This window comes from Pelomicrobium sp. P1 (genome assembly GCF_052805615.1).
In genome coordinates, this window is sequence record NZ_JBRBEM010000016.1 from 1 (window position 1) to 13,085 (window position 13,085).

Sequence of the window (13,085 nt, forward strand, 5' to 3'; positions counted from 1 at the left end):
GCACGGGCTTGCGCTCTGCGCGACCTTCGGGGATGTTCTCCTCGGGGAAATGCTCCCGAATTCGCTCCCATCGTTCGTCGCTCAAACGCAGCATGAACCCAATTCTAGAAACTCATACGCGCGCAGATAACAATTTTGAGATAGGTTCTAGATTCATCACGCTTCCCATTTTTCTGGCGCCGAAGCCGCCGGCGCTCAGGCTTTTGCCGGCAATAACGAAACGCTAACTAAATGTCAATAGCGTATCGTTAATTAAGCCCAACTATCCGCCCACTACGTACATACAAAAAGCTTGGCGCGGAAATGAAGTGTATGTACAATTTGCTCCGTGGAAATTACCTTCGACCCTGCCAAGAACGCCCGCAACATCCGGGAGCGGGGGCTTTCCTTCGAGCGGGTGGCGGAGGTGGATTTCAACACGGCCCTGATTTACCCGGACACCCGCAGGGACTACGGCGAGACGCGCTACCTCACGCTATGCTATTTGGACAAGCGGTTGCACGTCCTTTGCTTCACCGAGACCGAGACTGGGATTCGGGTCATCAGTTTTCGCAAGGCGAACGCAAGAGAGGCAAGACGATATGGCAAGGCGCAAACCCTTGATTGATGCCAAAGGCGAAGTGCGCGAATTGACCCTAGAGGACCTGAAGAAATTCAAACCGGCTCAAGAAGCGCTGCCGCCCTCGCTGAGAAAGAAGCTCGGGGTGCGCGGGCCGCAGAAGGCGCCCACCAAGGAGCGCATCACGATACGGCTCTCCCGGGACGTGGTGGAGCGCTTCCGCGCGACCGGCGAGGGCTGGCAGACGAGGATCGACGCGGCGTTGCGGGACTACCTCAAGACGCATCCGCGCTTGAGATAGGGCGGAGACGCATGGGAGGTGGAGATCGTGGCGGGCAAGCCTTTGCGCAAGGCGGCGTGAGGGGGCGGCCCCGGTGGCTCCGGCGATCTGTGTTACAACAGGTTTTGCGTTGCGATCGGCTCGATGCGTTCAACGAAAAGCAGTCGCGGCCTGCCGTGCCGGTCATGAGCAGCGCGCCCGCTGACATGCGCCTGCTCGCCAATGAGCGTCTTGGCTTGCTGGGCGGTCAGTTCAGTTAGCACGCAGCGCAGCGCGCCTTCCGTAGTCCGCAGCACGATCCGGGTTTTATCCAGATCGGCCGCGCGCACTTCGCCCTGCAGGGTCACTTCGCGCAGATCGCGCCCGTAGGGTTTCGCCAGCGCCTCACGCAGCACGACGCGCTCGCGGTTGCTTAAGGCGGCAGATCCATGCGTCCCCGATGCGACCTCCAGGGTATGAATGCCGGCGCGCCCTGTCGGGGCGAGGCGCAGGAGGCTTTCCAGCAGCACATCGCGCTCGGCGGGATCGGGCATGGCTTCCTCAATGCCTGGGCGCAGACCCTCGTCGTCAATGAAACGCGCCGCCTCCGGTAGCAGGCCGATGCGCTGCGCGAGCTGCGCCACGAGTTCGGTATCTTCCGGCAGCAGATCGCCCGCGGGCGGCTCGATGCGGAAGCCCATCCATAGGCTGCCCGGCGCCATTCCGGCCAGTCGCAGATCCAGGCGCTTGATGAGACGTTTGCTATCGGCGCCTTGAAGCTCGATCCATGCGGCCGACAGCGCTCTCATCACTCTCTCCGAGGTGGAGGCGAGCCAATTGAGCGCGGAAAGCCTGGGTCCATCACTGGCTGCTCCCGGCCCTTCCGCATGCAGCACGAGATGCGCGCGGTCCAGGAGGCGTGCAAGCGGCAGGCCGCGCTCGTACAGTTCATCGAGGAGCTGCGCCTGGGCCGGGAGCGGCGGCAACCGGTCCTCGTGCGCCATGGCGGCGCCCCAGGCCATGATCTGCTCTAGAATCAGCTCGATCTTGGTTTTGGTCTGCTCTTCCCAGGTCATAGCGCGATCCTCACGATTCCGCGCCGGTCGGATGCGGCCAAGTGCTTGATGGCGCCGGTTTTTTCTCCGACGTATTGAAAAAACTCGAGAAATCGCTGCCGTAGCCGACAAACGTGATGTAGAAGTCTACCCGATATTGCGCTGTCAGGCGCGAATGGGCATGCATGCTTCCGACTCGGTGCAAATCGCCTTGCAATGAGGGAGCGCGCTCAAGTGGCACCCGCAGCGTGCAGTCGGTGTCTTCTGGGCAGGGCTTGTCGGAAAGCAGCGAGCCAGCAATGTCCAGGTACAGACCGGACGCCCAAGGGAGGAGTTCAGTTTCGATGAACTGGCGCAGCAGCCGCAGTAGGTTGTTGCGGCAGTCTTTTCCGCCGAAGCGGCGGATCAGCTCATCGAGGCTGGCCTCATGAATACCAGGGAGCAGAAGGCCGCGGGGATCGAAATCCGGGATCATGGATCTGCCAGGTCTTCAGCACGCGTGAGCGCCGACACGTTGGCCAGGTTTTGGCTTTCCGCACCGCGCAGGAGCTCGACCAGCATGCTGCGGAGCATGTGCTGTTGCGTCGGGGTGAGGAGACGAAACAAATGGACGAATTCGCATTCCCGCGGCGTCGCTTACAGCAAGACCGGCAGTTCGCGGCGCTCCACGGGGCATTAGCGCTTCTTGCGCCGCAAATCCCATGCACGAGCGTGCGGGGCGATGCTGATGCTCTTAGCCGCCGCGAGGAGCATGCGGCGCGCGTCCTCCGGCGCCGCCCGATAGGCGCGTACGATCCATGCTTCTTCCGCCCGCGCGAGCTCGACCTCCTCTCCTGCCTGCCTGGCGGCCCGGTAGGCCGCCAGGAGCTGCTGCTCGTCGGCGGGGAGAGGTGGCAGAGATTTACGGGCAGGGCCGATCAGAGCGGCTGAATGGTCGTGGTCCATCCAGCCGACCTCTTTCCCGGCTGCAGCCTCGAATTCGCGAGCTTGTCGAGAGCCGATCGCTTTCGGTTTTCCCGTCTTTGAATCCCGTGCTTGGTTAAGCAGCTGGCTAATTTGAGCTGGCTGCTTTCCTACCATGGCAGCGAATCGCGCAATGCTGCCGGCTGCCGCGACCAGAGTACGCAGGTTTTCCAGTCGGATTTCTTCGATGACTTTCACTAGATCAATTAGATAGCAGAATGCTAATGTTGTGAATTCGTGCGGCACTATTGACACAGCAATAACGATTCGCTAATTTCGCCGCATGACTCTCGACGAATACCTGCGTAATAACAGCGCACGCGCATTGGCTGGGGCCATCGGAGTGCCGGCGCCATTGGTAAGTCAGTGGCGCCTGGCGACTACGTGCGGCTTGCCAAGCAGAAGGTCTCTTCGGTGGTGATCAAGGATTCCGCCGCCACGCCGGCGACTCTGGTGCAGGACACCGACTATGAGATCGCGAGCGCCGACCACGGCACGATCAAGATCCTGAACGTGGGCACTTACGTTCAGCCCTTCAAGGCGGACTACACCTACGCGCAGGTCACCCACGTCAACCTGTTCACCCAGGCCCAGCCTCAGGTGTGGCTGCGCTTCGAGGGCCTGAATAGCGCGGATGCCAACAAGCCCGTGCTGGTGGAGCTCTACAAGTGCGCGCCGAATCCACTCAACGAACTCTCGCTCATCGGCGAGGAGATCGCCCGGATGCAGCTCGAGGGATCCGCCCTCTATGACGAGACCAAGGTGGGCGATTCACTCCTCGGTCAGTTCGGCCGCGTGGTGCTGATCTGACGTGGCGGGCGGACAGGGACATGCGGATCACGATTGCTGACAGGACCCTCGATCTCCAGCCCGTCAAGGTGCGCGACCTGCCGGCGTTCCTCGCGGCCGTCGAGCCGATCGCGCGCGAGCTGGCCGGGGGAGACATCCTGGGCGCGCTCATGCGCCAGGCCGACCGCGTGATCGAGGCGACCGCCATCGGCGCAGGCGTCGAGCGCGCGTGGTTGGAAGCGCGCGAGGCTGACGAGCTCGTCGAGCTGGCGGCGGCGGTAATAGAGGCGAATGCGGATTTTTTCGTGCGGCGGGTGATGCCCGCCCTCGAGACGGCCACCAGCCGCATCGCCGCCGCGATCGGCTCTGGTGGCACGCATGGGTCGCCCGGCTCGTCCGGGCCGGCTTCGGCTACCGGGACGTGATGGACATGCCCTGGACGCTCGCGCGGGACTTTTCCGAGGCCGCGGCCCGGCTCGACCGTGAGGCGCAGCTTGCGCAGGCCATCGCGGCCCGAGCCGCTCAGGCGGAGGAGAAGGGCTGGAAGGCATGGGTGAGGGAGTTGACCCGTGAAACGTGATTGGGAACTGATCCGCATGATCCTCTTGCGCATCGAGACCGCACCGGATCTTTCCGGCCGGTACTTTGCCGACCGGTTTCCAGAGTGGCCGGCGGACGCGGTGAATTACCACCTGTGGCTGCTTATCCAGTCCGGGTTGATTGCCGGCCAGTGCAACGCCGATGCGCCGCGCCCAGGGTTCGTTTGTTACGGCGTGGCGCTTACCTGGGCGGGACAGGAGTTCCTCGCCGCTGTCAGAGACGATATGGCATGGCACCGGATCAAGGCGCGTCTAGCCGAGCGGGTTGTGGATTTGTCGCTCGATGCGGTGCTTGCCTGCGCGCGGAGAATCGTGGCGGACGGGTGATTGCGGTCAGCCGAGATGCGCGATGGTGTCGCGGCGGCGGCGAAGGCGAGCCAGGTCACGAGACTGATCCCTAGCATCGTGCCGGCCCAGACGCGCGGTGCAAGCGGAAGAAAAGGACTGAAAGCGGTGGGTGAAGGAGGTCAGCGACCAATGATGGCGGCGATGATGCCCAGCAGAGCGCCTTTCGCGGCGCCTGGCAGCGTCAGCCAGACCGCAAGCCAGCCAATGGCGGCTGCCGTCATCGCCCACACGGCCCACGTCTGCCCGCCAACGAACGCGAAGATGGCCATCAGCCAGAACAAGCTGCCGAACACCTGAAGTAGGTTTTTACGATCCATGGCCAACAACCTGTCGATCTCGCTCAAGCTCAGTCTACAGGATGACGGCGTGCAGGCCAAGGTCGCCCGCGCGGCTGCCTCCATCGTCGGCCTGCGCCGCGAGGTGGACAAGCTCGCCGATTCCGGCCGTACTGTCAGGCAAAGGCTTGGCGAAGGGATGGATTCGATCTCCCGACAGTTGGCCAGCATGCAGCGCCTGGCGCAGAGCGCGTTCCTGATCTTCCAGGGCGCAGGGCTCGTGGGCGGCATCGCCCGCACGGCCGCCGAGTTCGAGTCGCTGGAGGCGGCCATGCGCGTCGTCTTCGGCTCGGCAGAGGCCGCCTCCAGCGAAATGGATCGACTGCGAGCCGAATCCGAGCGCCTGGGCGTACCGCTGGAGACGCTGGCGCGCTCCTGGCTCGCCTTCGCCGCCGCCGCGCGCGGCACGGCGCTGGAGGGCGCCCAAGCGCGCGAAGTGTTCACGGCGCTGGCCGAAGCCTCAGCCGTGCTTGGGCTTTCGCAGGATCAGCTGCAGGGCGCGCTGCTCGCTGTGCAGCAGATGATCAGCAAAGGCACGGTCTCGAGCGAGGAGCTGCGCCAGCAACTGGGCGAACGGCTCTATGGCGCGATGCAAATCGCGGCGCGCTCGCTGGGAATCACCACGCAGGCGTTTTCTGACCTGCTCGAGCGCGGCATGATTCCTGCCGACCGTTTCCTGCCGGCCTTCGCGCGGCAACTGCGGCAGGAATTCGGCCAGGGCGTGGCGGATGCCAGCAACACGGCCCGCGCGGCCTTCGCCCGGCTGGAGAACGCGCTACTTGAGCTCAAGCTGGAATTCGCCCGCTCCGGCTTCATGGAGGCGCTGGTCGATGCCGCCAAGCAGTTGACCGCAGCCTTCCAGAATCAGGGCTTTCGACAGTCGGTGCGCGAGTTCGGCGCGCTCATCGGGAATCTCACGCGCTTCGTGGTCGAGCACGGCGACAAGCTCGTCGTGCTCGGCGGCGTGCTGGCCGGCGCGCGCACGGGCGCCATGGCGGGACGCCTGTTCGGGCCGAAGGGCGCGGCGATCGGCGCGGGCATCGGTGCGGTGGCAGGGGGCTTGGGCGCCGCCTCACTCCTGCCGGAAGACACTGCCTCCGGCGAGGACGAAAAGCGAGTCATGGATGTGGAGGCCGCCGTCGCCCGGCTCAAGCGCCGCATCGAGGAGACGCGACAAGCCGCCGCGGCCGGGCTCATCACCGCGTCTGAGGCCCAGGCCAGGATCGCCGCCGACGAGCAAAGGATCGCGCGACTGACCGCCAAGCCGGAGTCTGAAACGGCGGCGCCAGGGGCGCCGTCCGATTTTGGCCGCGAGCTGATGCGTAGACAATGGGATGACTACCTCAAGCAGTTCCGCGACAAATCCCAACAACTTAAGGATGCGCTGACGGAGCTGCGCGAGAAGGCCAAGGCCGCGGGCATCAGCGAAATGAGTCAGGAATTCAAGCGCGCCGAGGCGGCAATCCGCGCGAAGTTCGCAGAAGATACGGCCGCGGCGAGACTTGCTGCTGCCAAGGACGCCGCCGAGGCCGAGCTTACCCTCCTCAAAAGTGGCCTTGCGCGCGCCCAGGCCGCTTATGAGGCTGCGCTCGAGGATCGGCTGATTTCGATCCGGGACTTCTACGCCGCCAAGACGGCGATCGAAACCAGTGAGATCGACGCCGAGATCGCCAGGACGCGGCAGATGCTGGCCGAGCAGCAACGGCTGGCGTCCTCTGGCAAGACGGAGGCAGATCGCATTCGCGCCAGGGGCGAGGTGGCCAAGCTCGAAGCGGAACTCATCACGCTCAACGACCGCCGCGCCGACATCGAGCAGGCGAACGCCCGCAAGGCGGCCCAGGCCGAGCGCGACTTGGCTGATGCGCTGGCGCAAGCGCGGGAGGAGCTGGCGAACATCACAGGCCAAGCAACGGATGCAGACCGCCGCGCTGCGATCGAGCGGCAATACAGGGATCTTCGCGCCCGTCTCGCCGCAGAGGGCGACACACAGGGCGTCTCGCTCATCGACCGGCTGATTGACGTCAAGGCCGCGCAGGCCAACCTCCAGGCGCTGGAGCAGTCCTGGCGGCTGGCGCTGGAGACCATGCGCAACGCCGAGCAGTCGATCAATATCCAGCAGAGCCAAGGCCTGATCACCACGGCGGACGCGCAGTCGCGGATCGCCGAGGCGCACCGGCAGGCCGCCGCTGCGCTCGATGAGTTGCTGCCGAAGATGGAGGCTGCCGCGCAGGCGCTTGGACCAGAGGCCGTGGCGCGGGTGCAGGCGTGGAAGAACGAGCTGGCCTCCGTCAAGCAGGTGGTCGACCCCATCGCCGAGAGCCTCAACACCAGCGTGAAGCAGGCCTTCGAGGACATGTTCGTGTCCATCGGGCAAGGCGCCAAGTCGGCCAAGCAGGCCTTCCTCGACTTTGGCCGCTCGATCCTCGCCACCATCAACCGCATTATCGCCCAGAAGTTCGCCGAGCAGCTCTTTGCAGGCTTCGGAGGAAAAGGCGGTGGTATCGGCGGCTTCATCGCCGACTTCTTTAAGGGCTTCAAGTTCTTCGCGGCCGGAGGCTACGTCTCCGGCCCGGGCACCTCCACCTCGGATTCGATCCCCGCACGGCTGTCCGCCGGCGAGTACGTGGTGCGGGCCGCCGCCGTGCGGCAGCTGGGTGTAGCGTTTCTGGACGCCATTAACGGCCTGCGCGTGCCCCCGCCCGTCGTCTCCGGGCGGCTGGCGTTTGCCTCGGGCGGTCTGGTGCCGTCGGTCGGCGCCGGCGAGCCTCCCGTGGTGGTGCAAATGACGATCCAGACCCCGGACGCTTCGAGCTTTAGGCGTTCCCAAGGCCAGATTGCAGCAGAGATGCGGCTCGCCCTGGAGCGGGCCCGCCGCAACCTATGAGCTTCGTCGAGATCCGCTTGAACGACGGCCTCATCGTCTACGACACGGTGGGCGGCCCGGAATACTCCACAGACGTGATCGAAGTGCAGTCGGGCTTCGAGAAGCGCAATGTTAATTGGGCCGCCTCCCGCGGCCGTTGGGAGCTGGGGGAGCGGCGCGTGCGCCGCGCAGAGCTGGAGGCCCTGATCGCCTTCTTCCGCGCAGTCAAGGGCCGGGCCTGTGGCTTCCGCTTCAAGGACTGGGCGGACTATTCGGTCTCTACCGCCAACGGCCGGCTCGGCACCGCCCAGGAGACCGAATCCCCCGAGGAGCGGGCCCGGGCGGCCTGGCAGTTGGGCTATCTCCTCCACCTCTACGGCGAGTACGAGCGTGCCATCGAGCGCTACCGCGAGTCCATTTCTATCCATCCCACAGCCGAGGCCCATACCTTTCTCGGCTGGTCGTTGAGCCGTCTTGGCAAGCTCGAGGAGGCCATCGCCCAGTGCGAGATCGCGATCCGGCTCGATCCGGACTTCGGCAACCCGTACAACGACATCGGGGTTTATCTCATCGACCTCGGGCGGCTGGAGGAGGCGGTTCCCTGGCTGGGAAAGGCCACCAAGGCCAAGCGCTATTGCTGCTACCAGTTTCCCCATTTCAACCTGGGGCGGGTATGGCTCGCCCAGGGGCGGATCGAGGAAGCCAGGCACGCGTTCGAGCGGGCGCTCGAGTACGATCCCGATTACATGCCCGCCCGGCGGGCGCTCGAGGTTCTGGAACGCAGCGGCTTGCGGGGTTTGTAGCCTCTACGCCGCCCAGTCGTGGGCGCCAAGCGTCGGCGCGGAGTCCAGCACCATGCCGGCCGCCACCGTGCGGGCGCTCCATTCGTCGATCAGGATGAAGCTCCCGGTGCCCCGGCGGCGCGTGTACGGGTCGAAGGCGAGGGGCTCCTGGAAAAGGAGCGTCACCCGGGCGATGTCGTTGGCTTGCAGCGCCTCACCGACGGGCCCGTCGGCCAGGGTGTCCATGTCCAGCCGGGATTCCACTTCCAGCACCCGGGCCTTCACGGTGCGGGTGCCCAGCTTCAACGCGTAGGGGGCACCCTCCCGCAGGGGCTCGCGATCGAACCAGCACAGGGTGGCCTGGGCGACGGTGTTGACCGTGGGGGGTGAGGCGGGACTGGCGATCAGGCTGCCCCGGGAGACGTCCAGCTCCCGGTCCAGCACCAGGGTGACCGCGTCGCCGGCTTGGGCCCGCTCCACCGGGCCGTCGAGGCCCAGCACGGTGCGCACCTGGGCCGAGCGCGCGCCGGGGTAAATCCAGACCTCCATGCCGGGCGCTACCGCCCCCGACTCCACGCGCCCCATGAGCCGCCGGCCTTGGCCCGGTTGCAGCGGGCGGCCTACCAGTTGCACGAAAAAGCGAAAAGGCTGCGGTCCTAGGTCGCGGGCGGGGTCCAGGCGCTCCAGCGCATCGAGCACGGTGGGGCCCTCGTACCAGGGCATGGCGCCTCGGCGCGCCGCCACGTGCTCGCCGGCGGTCGCCGAGACGGGGACGCTGACGGTGTCAACCAACCCGAGCTTCCCGGCGAGGGCCGCCACTTCCCGGGCCCGCTCGACGAACGCCCGGCGGCTGAAGGCCGCCAGGTCCATCTTGTTGACGGCCACGATGAAATGGCGCACCCCCAGCAGCCGCGCCAAGGCGAAGTGCCGGGCGGTCTGGCGCGTGACTCCCTTGGTCGCGTCCACCAGGATCACCGCCGCGTCCGCCCGGCTCGCGGCGGTGGCCATGTTGCGGGTGTACTCCTCGTGCCCGGGGGCGTCAGCGATGATGTACTTGCGTTCGCCGTGGCTGAAGTAGCGGTAGGCGACGTCGATGGTGATGCCCTGCTCCCGCTCGGCCTCCAGCCCGTCGGTGAGCAGCGACAGATCGATGGTCGCCTCCCCCCGGCGCCGGGAGGCGCGCACCAGGGCCGCCATCTGGTCGCTGTAGATGGCGCCGGTCTCGAGGAGGAGCCGCCCGATCAGAGTGCTCTTGCCGTCGTCCACGTCCCCCGCGGTCATGAAGCGCAGCAGGCCGCGCTCGGGGTTGAGGGTGATGTCCCGCTTGAGCGGGATGATCTCTGCCGGTGTGGTCATGGCATGGCTCCTCAGAAATAGCCTTCCCGTTTGCGCCGCTCCATGGAAGCTTCCGCCGTGTAGTCGTCGAGCCTCGTTGCGCCCCGCTCCGTGACCGCCGCCCGCCGGGTTTCCTCGATCACCTCCTCCACGGTCGTGGCGGAGGATTCCACCGGGCAGGTGCAGCTCATGTCCCCCACGGTCCTGAAGCGCACCGAGAGTTCTTCCACGGCTTCCCCGTCCCGGGGCGGCCGCAGGGGCGTCACGGGGACGAGCAGCCCGCGATGGCGGACGACCGGGCGCCGGTGAGCGAAATAGAGGGACGGCAGGTTGAGGCCCTCCCGGGCGATGTACTGCCACACGTCCAGCTCGGTCCAGTCGCTCAAGGGGAACACCCGCAGGTGCTCTCCTTCGAGCACCCGCGAGTTATAGAGAGTCCAAAGCTCCGGCCGCTGGCCCTTTGGGTCCCACTGGCCGAAGCGGTCCCGAAAGGAGAACACCCGTTCCTTGGCCCGGGCTCTCTCTTCGTCCCGGCGGGCGCCACCGATCAAGGCGTCGAAGCCGAATTCCCGCACCGCCTCCAGCAGGGTGACCGTCTGGGCGGCGTTTCGCGACTCGTCCTCGGCCCGTAGGCGCACCGTGCCGCGGCGGATGGAATCCTCCACCGAGCGCACAATGAGCCGCACTCCCGTTTCCCGAACGAGCCGGTCGCGGAATTCCAGCACTTCGGGAAAGTTGTGCCCGGTGTCGATGTGCAGCAGGGGAAAAGGCAGGCTGCCGGGGTAGAAGGCCTTCTGGGCCAGCCGGAACAACACCACCGAATCCTTGCCGCCGGAGAAGAGCAGAGCGGGATTGGCGCACTCCGCGGCGACTTCCCGCAGGACGAAGACCGCTTCCGCCTCGAGCCAGTCGAGGGGGTCCAGCGTCTTTGTCGGGGCGCCGGCGAAGGCATGCTGGTGAAAGGCATCGTTCATGGTTGCACCTGTCTCGATCGAACAAGCTTTCCGTCGGGCCCCACGTGCAGGCCGCATTCCCGGGTGGCGGGCTCCTCCCACCACCAGCGGCCCGCCCGCGGGTCCTCCCCCGGAGCCACCGGCCGGGTGCAGGGCGCGCAGCCGATGCTGCGGAAGCCCCGGTCGTGGAGAGGGTTGTAGGGGACGTCGAAGGCCCGGAGGTAGTTCCACACCTCCTCCTCGCTCCAGTCGGCGAGGGGGTTGAATTTGACGAGCCCGTGCTGGACGTCGAACTCCCGTTCTGCGATATCCGCCCGGGTAATGGACTGCTCCCGGCGCAGCCCCGTGATCCAGGCCCGCTTGCCCGCCAGGGCGAGCTTCAAAGGTGCGAGCTTGCGGATTTCGCAGCAGCGTTTGCGTATCGCGATGCTGCGATAGATGCCGTCGTCGCCGTGGGCCTCGTGGAACGCCAGGACGGCCCGGGGATCGGGCTCGAAGGTGCGCATGCGATAGCCGTAGCGGCTCTCGACCGCTTCCATTAGCGACAGCGTCTCCGGATGGAGCTTTCCCGTGTCGAGGGTGAAGATCTCGATGCAGGCACCTAGGCGCAGGATGGCGTCGGTCAGCACCATATCCTCGGCGCCCAGGCTGGAGGCGAGGGCTGCGGGGCTGAAATCCCGGGCGATGTGGCGCACCGTGTCCTCCAGCCGGGCGAGCTTCTGCGCCCGGGGCCCGGGGCCTGGGAAACGGTGGGAAAGGCTGGACTTGCCCATGGGTTTTTCCTTTTCTTACCAAGCGAGTTTGCCGGCGACCGCCAACAGCGCCGTGCCCATGATCCGGCGCAGCACCGGCTCCGGGAGCGCGCCGCAGAGCCGCGTTCCCACCCAGACGCCGGGGATCGACCCGAGGAGCAGGCCAGCGAGCAGCCCCCACTGCACCGTGCCCAGGGCCGCATGGCCGAGGCCGGCCACCAGGGTGAGGGGCACGGCGTGGGCGATGTCGGTCGCCACGATGCGCCGGGCGGCCCACTCGGGGTACACCATGGAGAGAAAGGCCACCCCCAGGGCGCCGGCGCCCACCGACGAGACGGTAACCAGCACCCCCATGGCCGCCCCCATAGCGATGGTCGCGCGAGCCTCACCCCCGAGCCGCTCCACGAGCCGGGCGCGGGCAGCCAAGGCCTGGGCCCGCCGCCCGAAGAGGAGTGCCAGGCCGGTGAGGATGAGGGCCCCGGCCAGGACGGCACGCACCGCCCTATCCAGTCCCTCGGGGCTGCCGACTTGCCCCAGCCAGGCCAGCGCCAGGAGGCTGGCAGGCAGGCTTCCGAGGGCGAGCAACCCCACGGTGCGCCAGTCCACCACCCGCTCCCGGTGATTCCACCGAGTGGCGCCCACCTTGGTAAGGGCGGCGTAGAGTAGGTCGGTCCCCACCGCGGCGGCGGGCGCCACCCCCAGCACCAGAATGAGCAGCGGCGTCATGAGGGCGCCGCCGCCGATGCCGGTCAAGCCCACCAGCACGCCCACCAGGAATCCCGCCAGGGAAGTCGAGGGATCGAAACCGTCCATGGGAAGAGGTCAGAAATTTTTATGCACACATTAATGGCTCTTATCCTATTCCTGGGACATATATTCTCAAAGAAATTTAAAGCCAGATATTTATTCCTAAAATTTATTTAAAACGGGATCCATGGGGTGGCCCTGGAAGGCAAATCCGGGAAGGATGCTCAGGGGCTTTTTTCAGGGGTTGGCGAGCCGCCGCCGGGCCGAAGCCGGGCGGGGACGGCGGCGCTCCCGGGTCCGCGCCCTGGCGGAAGGCGGCGCGAGCTGGGAGACCCGCTTCAGGATGCGCAGGCTCGCCCGAGTGGCGGTGACCGCCAGCGCCTGGTCCCGGTCGAATTCGATCACCAGGTGCACGCGGCCCGAGGCGGCGAATCCCAGAGGCAGCTCACGGGTCAGGAAAATGCTGCGGCAGCGGATTTCCCATTTCGAAAGCCGCCGCGGCAGCCGGCGCGGCGCCTGTTCCACCGTGGCGCCCCACAGGCGGAGCTCGGCCTCCACCATAGGGGTGACTTCGCCAGCGCTGCGCCCTCGCAGGTGCAGGGGCACCCGGGGGAAGCAAACGGCCACGTGGGTCGGCCGCTGGGTGAGGGTGCCCACCAGGGCACCGTCCAATTCGACGAAGGAGTCCTTCAACCGGTCAGCCTGGGCGGGGAGGTTGCCGGTCCATTCTTGAATCGGGAGGCAGG

The 13,085-nt window shown here is 66.3% G+C and carries 17 protein-coding genes; 8 read left to right on the top strand and 9 right to left on the bottom strand.

Annotated features, from left to right (window positions below; all coding sequences use genetic code 11):
- Window positions 1-328: 328 nt before the first annotated feature.
- Both ACUVYZ_RS14355 and ACUVYZ_RS14360 read left to right on the top strand, forming a co-directional pair.
- Window positions 329-607 (top strand): BrnT family toxin, encoded by a 279-nt coding sequence (locus tag ACUVYZ_RS14355; protein ID WP_439935129.1) that lies wholly within the window; start codon window positions 329-331, stop codon window positions 605-607.
- Complete coding sequence (locus tag ACUVYZ_RS14360) at window positions 582-860, top strand: BrnA antitoxin family protein (RefSeq protein ID WP_439935130.1); 279 nt, start codon at window positions 582-584, stop codon at window positions 858-860. Before ACUVYZ_RS14355 ends, ACUVYZ_RS14360 begins: the two co-directional genes overlap by 26 nt.
- 92 nt (window positions 861-952) lie before the next feature.
- On the opposite strand, the gene ACUVYZ_RS14365 is transcribed toward ACUVYZ_RS14360, so the two are convergent.
- The 3 genes from ACUVYZ_RS14365 to ACUVYZ_RS14375 form a co-directional block, all read right to left on the bottom strand.
- Window positions 953-1,894, bottom strand: a complete 942-nt coding sequence (locus ACUVYZ_RS14365; RefSeq protein WP_439935131.1) for a hypothetical protein — start codon at window positions 1,892-1,894, stop codon at window positions 953-955.
- A 10-nt stretch (window positions 1,895-1,904) separates the two neighbouring features.
- Entirely contained in the window at window positions 1,905-2,348 is a 444-nt protein-coding gene (locus ACUVYZ_RS14370; RefSeq protein WP_439935132.1) for a DUF6932 family protein, read from the bottom strand.
- Between the two features lie 200 nt (window positions 2,349-2,548).
- Entirely contained in the window at window positions 2,549-3,034 is a 486-nt protein-coding gene (locus ACUVYZ_RS14375; RefSeq protein ID WP_439935133.1) for a hypothetical protein, read from the bottom strand.
- Window positions 3,035-3,202: 168 nt separating this feature from the next.
- On the opposite strand from ACUVYZ_RS14375, the gene ACUVYZ_RS14380 reads away from it, so the two are divergent.
- Genes ACUVYZ_RS14380 through ACUVYZ_RS14395 form a run of 4 tightly spaced genes read left to right on the top strand, consistent with a single transcriptional unit; the run spans window position 3,203 to window position 4,551 of the window.
- Complete coding sequence (locus ACUVYZ_RS14380) at window positions 3,203-3,646, top strand: phage tail tube protein (protein ID WP_439935134.1); 444 nt, start codon at window positions 3,203-3,205, stop codon at window positions 3,644-3,646.
- A 20-nt stretch (window positions 3,647-3,666) separates the two neighbouring features.
- Entirely contained in the window at window positions 3,667-4,050 is a 384-nt protein-coding gene (locus ACUVYZ_RS14385) for a DUF6631 family protein (RefSeq protein ID WP_439935135.1), read from the top strand.
- 5 nt (window positions 4,051-4,055) lie between these two features.
- Window positions 4,056-4,205 (top strand): hypothetical protein, encoded by a 150-nt coding sequence (locus tag ACUVYZ_RS14390; protein ID WP_439935136.1) that lies wholly within the window; start codon window positions 4,056-4,058, stop codon window positions 4,203-4,205.
- Window positions 4,195-4,551 carry a DUF2513 domain-containing protein gene (locus tag ACUVYZ_RS14395; RefSeq protein ID WP_439935137.1) on the top strand — a complete coding sequence of 119 codons (357 nt, stop codon included), beginning with the start codon at window positions 4,195-4,197 and terminating at the stop codon, window positions 4,549-4,551. The genes ACUVYZ_RS14390 and ACUVYZ_RS14395 overlap by 11 nt, the downstream gene beginning before the upstream one ends.
- Window positions 4,552-4,691: 140 nt before the next feature.
- On the opposite strand, the gene ACUVYZ_RS14400 is transcribed toward ACUVYZ_RS14395, so the two are convergent.
- On the bottom strand, window positions 4,692-4,889 hold the full coding sequence (locus ACUVYZ_RS14400) for a hypothetical protein (protein ID WP_439935138.1): 198 nt from the start codon (window positions 4,887-4,889) through the stop codon (window positions 4,692-4,694).
- Here ACUVYZ_RS14400 and ACUVYZ_RS14405 point away from each other — a divergent pair.
- Window positions 4,888-7,791 carry a tape measure protein gene (locus tag ACUVYZ_RS14405; protein WP_439935139.1) on the top strand — a complete coding sequence of 968 codons (2,904 nt, stop codon included), beginning with the start codon at window positions 4,888-4,890 and terminating at the stop codon, window positions 7,789-7,791. The two genes, ACUVYZ_RS14400 and ACUVYZ_RS14405, sit on opposite strands and share 2 nt — an antisense overlap.
- Complete coding sequence (locus tag ACUVYZ_RS14410; protein ID WP_439935140.1) at window positions 7,788-8,573, top strand: DUF2460 domain-containing protein; 786 nt, start codon at window positions 7,788-7,790, stop codon at window positions 8,571-8,573. Before ACUVYZ_RS14405 ends, ACUVYZ_RS14410 begins: the two co-directional genes overlap by 4 nt.
- Window positions 8,574-8,576: 3 nt before the next feature.
- On the opposite strand, the gene ACUVYZ_RS14415 is transcribed toward ACUVYZ_RS14410, so the two are convergent.
- The 5 genes from ACUVYZ_RS14415 to ACUVYZ_RS14435 all read right to left on the bottom strand — a co-directional run bounded on the left by ACUVYZ_RS14415 (window position 8,577) and on the right by ACUVYZ_RS14435 (window position 13,032).
- Entirely contained in the window at window positions 8,577-9,908 is a 1,332-nt protein-coding gene (locus tag ACUVYZ_RS14415) for a sulfate adenylyltransferase subunit 1 (protein ID WP_439935141.1), read from the bottom strand.
- Window positions 9,909-9,919: 11 nt separating this feature from the next.
- Window positions 9,920-10,861 carry a sulfate adenylyltransferase subunit CysD gene (gene cysD, locus ACUVYZ_RS14420; RefSeq protein WP_439935142.1) on the bottom strand — a complete coding sequence of 314 codons (942 nt, stop codon included), beginning with the start codon at window positions 10,859-10,861 and terminating at the stop codon, window positions 9,920-9,922.
- Entirely contained in the window at window positions 10,858-11,613 is a 756-nt protein-coding gene (locus ACUVYZ_RS14425) for a phosphoadenylyl-sulfate reductase (protein ID WP_439935143.1), read from the bottom strand. Before ACUVYZ_RS14425 ends, cysD begins: the two co-directional genes overlap by 4 nt.
- A 15-nt stretch (window positions 11,614-11,628) precedes the next feature.
- Window positions 11,629-12,405, bottom strand: a complete 777-nt coding sequence (locus ACUVYZ_RS14430) for a sulfite exporter TauE/SafE family protein (RefSeq protein WP_439935144.1) — start codon at window positions 12,403-12,405, stop codon at window positions 11,629-11,631.
- Between the two features lie 171 nt (window positions 12,406-12,576).
- A complete protein-coding gene (locus ACUVYZ_RS14435; RefSeq protein ID WP_439935145.1) occupies window positions 12,577-13,032 on the bottom strand; it encodes a hypothetical protein in 456 nt (151 codons plus the stop codon).
- Window positions 13,033-13,085: the final 53 nt, after the last annotated feature.

Coding starts and splice junctions, on each gene's coding strand:
- ACUVYZ_RS14370 (WP_439935132.1), bottom strand. CDS start 2,348: ATGATCCCGGATTTCGATCCCCGCGGCCTTCTGCTCCCTGGTATTCAT.
- cysD (WP_439935142.1), bottom strand. CDS start 10,861: ATGAACGATGCCTTTCACCAGCATGCCTTCGCCGGCGCCCCGACAAAG.
- ACUVYZ_RS14415 (WP_439935141.1), bottom strand. CDS start 9,908: ATGACCACACCGGCAGAGATCATCCCGCTCAAGCGGGACATCACCCTC.
- ACUVYZ_RS14365 (WP_439935131.1), bottom strand. CDS start 1,894: ATGACCTGGGAAGAGCAGACCAAAACCAAGATCGAGCTGATTCTAGAG.
- ACUVYZ_RS14430 (WP_439935144.1), bottom strand. CDS start 12,405: ATGGACGGTTTCGATCCCTCGACTTCCCTGGCGGGATTCCTGGTGGGC.
- ACUVYZ_RS14400 (WP_439935138.1), bottom strand. CDS start 4,889: ATGGATCGTAAAAACCTACTTCAGGTGTTCGGCAGCTTGTTCTGGCTG.
- ACUVYZ_RS14410 (WP_439935140.1), top strand. CDS start 7,788: ATGAGCTTCGTCGAGATCCGCTTGAACGACGGCCTCATCGTCTACGAC.
- ACUVYZ_RS14405 (WP_439935139.1), top strand. CDS start 4,888: ATGGCCAACAACCTGTCGATCTCGCTCAAGCTCAGTCTACAGGATGAC.
- ACUVYZ_RS14425 (WP_439935143.1), bottom strand. CDS start 11,613: ATGGGCAAGTCCAGCCTTTCCCACCGTTTCCCAGGCCCCGGGCCCCGG.
- ACUVYZ_RS14385 (WP_439935135.1), top strand. CDS start 3,667: ATGCGGATCACGATTGCTGACAGGACCCTCGATCTCCAGCCCGTCAAG.
- ACUVYZ_RS14360 (WP_439935130.1), top strand. CDS start 582: ATGGCAAGGCGCAAACCCTTGATTGATGCCAAAGGCGAAGTGCGCGAA.
- ACUVYZ_RS14390 (WP_439935136.1), top strand. CDS start 4,056: ATGCCCTGGACGCTCGCGCGGGACTTTTCCGAGGCCGCGGCCCGGCTC.